Origin of the sequence: Bartonella sp. CE47NXGY, from assembly GCF_042195415.1 — a bacterium.
GTDB lineage: Bacteria > Pseudomonadota > Alphaproteobacteria > Rhizobiales > Rhizobiaceae > Bartonella.
In genome coordinates this window covers 1-2,616 of record NZ_JBHIOI010000087.1, presented here as the reverse complement: position 1 = coordinate 2,616, position 2,616 = coordinate 1, and the positions used below count along the sequence as shown (strand labels likewise).

Annotated in this window: 3 protein-coding genes; all 3 read right to left on the bottom strand. The window is 42.0% G+C overall.

Going from position 1 to position 2,616, the window contains the following annotated elements; genetic code table 11:
* Positions 1-65 precede the first annotated feature (65 nt).
* Positions 66-446, bottom strand: coding sequence for a hypothetical protein (locus tag ACFIL3_RS09575; protein ID WP_375612645.1), 381 nt, complete (start codon positions 444-446; stop codon positions 66-68).
* Between the two features lie 20 nt (positions 447-466).
* Positions 467-1,594, bottom strand: a complete 1,128-nt coding sequence (locus ACFIL3_RS09570; RefSeq protein WP_375682166.1) for a N4-gp56 family major capsid protein — start codon at positions 1,592-1,594, stop codon at positions 467-469.
* Between the two features lie 92 nt (positions 1,595-1,686).
* Complete coding sequence (locus ACFIL3_RS09565; protein WP_375682165.1) at positions 1,687-2,580, bottom strand: hypothetical protein; 894 nt, start codon at positions 2,578-2,580, stop codon at positions 1,687-1,689.
* Positions 2,581-2,616: the final 36 nt, after the last annotated feature.

The following is a 2,616-nucleotide window of genomic DNA, read 5'->3' as shown; positions in this document are numbered from 1 at the left end:
CTGCTGGGTATGAAGATTTCTCCCTTGCAAGGGCTGTGGTAAATAATCTGCCATGTCTTATCCCCTCAATGATTTGTTACGAATTGCACAACCACAATACATTCACCAGCATCGGTGGTTTTGTCTCGTGTTGCATAAAGGGTCATCTCCTTATCATCTGCAACAAAAGACTTTTGATCTGTTGGCGTAAAATCTTGCGTGCCTTGGGCTTTGATGTCTTTTTCACTGAACTCATTGCCCCCATAGCTGCTGCCAATCTTCAATTTCGCTTCTGAAAATGCCGTCTTAACGAACGCTTTTATTGAAGTGATCAAAGCGCCACGGGGTAATATCCCAATTTTTTCTGTGAGATGTTTCTCTTTATGTAAGATATTCAAACGTAAGAAACTTACCTGTTGGGTATGTAGATTTCTGCCCTGTAATGGAGGGGGTAATTGATCTGCCATGTCTTGTTTCCTCCCTATGATTAATTATCAGGTTCACCACTGTAGGTGGGGATAACAATCGTTCCAAAATCTTGCGCTGCTTGAGAGCTATTTGGAAATTTGAAACGGGTTTTCTTCATGCCAATCAGTGTTTTCGCAGACAAACCATAGTAACGTTGATAGTCGAAATGCTCTTCCACCAATTGATAGCGATTGACATTGCGATTGTTCCCAAAAGCCATAACGATACTTTGTGCTCCAAGCAAAACAGCACGACGCACACTTTTTTTCGCTGTATGATCGGTAGATTTAACCCCATGGGTGACATGTTCAGATTCACGTAAAATCACACCATTATACATGCCTAGTGAACCATCAAAGATCGGATTCTTCGCACGCGAACCTGAATAAGCCGCCTTTTGTATATCAAGCCACTGACCAGTCTCTGTATTGGTACGCAATTGCATCACTTGTGTTGGATGCAAATAGAGAACATAAACACTCTCCCCATTCACACGTACTGGTCGAATTTTGGGATTAGCAAGTTTCGCCATTTTTACAGCTTCGTCAATAAGCTTCAAACTAAAGCTGTGTTTTGGCGCTTCACTGAGATCTTCATCCTTGGTTTTACCATCTGGACGGATAATTCGCTTACTGCTTGGTGCCAGAGGTTCATTAAATCCATAATGCACATTCTCGATATCTATCATACGATCTTCAAAAGAGAGCGTCCTTGCTGTATATCCGCAAGCTTGAATGAAAAACATCAAGCTTAAGCGATCTGCATACCAATCAACTAAGCCATCTTTTGCTTCGTCACGCAAATCAAACGTTGTACGTTGTTGCGCTATACTACCTTCATTTTCTACACGAACTGCATGCGAAAGCTCGTCAATATATAGTCTGTCATGAAGGAATTGTAATGCCTCTTCATTCCCCTCAAGCGTCTGTCCTGAGGTAACTCCCCGTCCCAAAAGCTGTGTACGTAAGCTAAATGTAACACAATCCCCTCTGCCCTTCTGTGTTTCAGTTTTAAGTTGAATAATGCTGTTTGAACCCTTGCCTATAAGGGGGGCAATAGGTATCGCCTTTGAAACTTCTGTATTTAATAATTTTGACCACGTGCTTATCGCATGAGGATCATCTGCTCTAACTGTTGTTAATGCCATTGATTTTACCTTTCTTTGCTGTAAAAAAAACCGGCTTAAAAGCCGGACCATAACCCTGCATAAAACAGGCTAATTTCTATAAAAATGCACTCTTAATACCCGTTACCAGCACCATGCAATTGCCGAAAAATTGCTTTATTTTTCGGATTTGATATCCAAGCGTCAAATTCTTCTTCTGACATCCTATCAATGCTTGCTAAAGTGATTGGTCCAACACTGCCCCCTCCACCAGATGCTGTCAAAGTCCGCGCAGAATTCTGCCGACTTTGAAGTTCTGCAACTTGATTATTCGCTTGCACTGCTTGGTTCTGATAGCCAAGATTTTGCGCTATTCTATAAATCTCTTCTGCCGGATTGAGATCTCTTTGTGCACAAGTCGCTACAAGAGCATGCAATTGATCTCTTATAATCGCATCTATTGTGTTTTGTTGTCCATACTCAGGATAAAGTGATGACCAAGAACTCAATTCCTTTGCGCGTGCCTCATAAAGAAAATTTGCCGCGGCATCAAAATCACTGGATTTATTTTGAAACGACTTAACAGAATTATTAAAAAATTCACCAAGACGTATATCATGCTGCTGCTGTTCCTCAGCTTGTCTTAGCGCTTCTTTCTGTTCCCTAATATACGCATCTTGCTTTTGAATCTTATCTAGCATCCACGCCACTAAACGAACAGGGTCCTCACGTAGGTCTGGGGGTGCATTTTCACCTTCAACCATTGGCGTCTGGGATTGGGGTTCATAAAACTTTACAAGCGCTTCACGGGCTTGTTTGGCTTGTTGCTCCATACGCTGCTGTTCTATACTAGGAACAATCTCTGAAGGTTTTTCAACGGGCTGTGCAACCGGCTCTGGAGAGGTGACATCATCATTATCAATCGTTTCACCATCATAAGTGCCAGCATCAAAAGAGCTCTCATCATCAAAGACCGGTGCTCCAACTCTGTAATCTTCATTCATAGCTTCGTTCATTTCTGCATTCATTCTCTAACCTCTCTCAAATGCTTCTTCCTCTGTATG

Coding starts and splice junctions, on each gene's coding strand:
- ACFIL3_RS09575 (WP_375612645.1), bottom strand. CDS start 446: ATGGCAGATCAATTACCCCCTCCATTACAGGGCAGAAATCTACATACC.
- ACFIL3_RS09570 (WP_375682166.1), bottom strand. CDS start 1,594: ATGGCATTAACAACAGTTAGAGCAGATGATCCTCATGCGATAAGCACG.
- ACFIL3_RS09565 (WP_375682165.1), bottom strand. CDS start 2,580: ATGAATGCAGAAATGAACGAAGCTATGAATGAAGATTACAGAGTTGGA.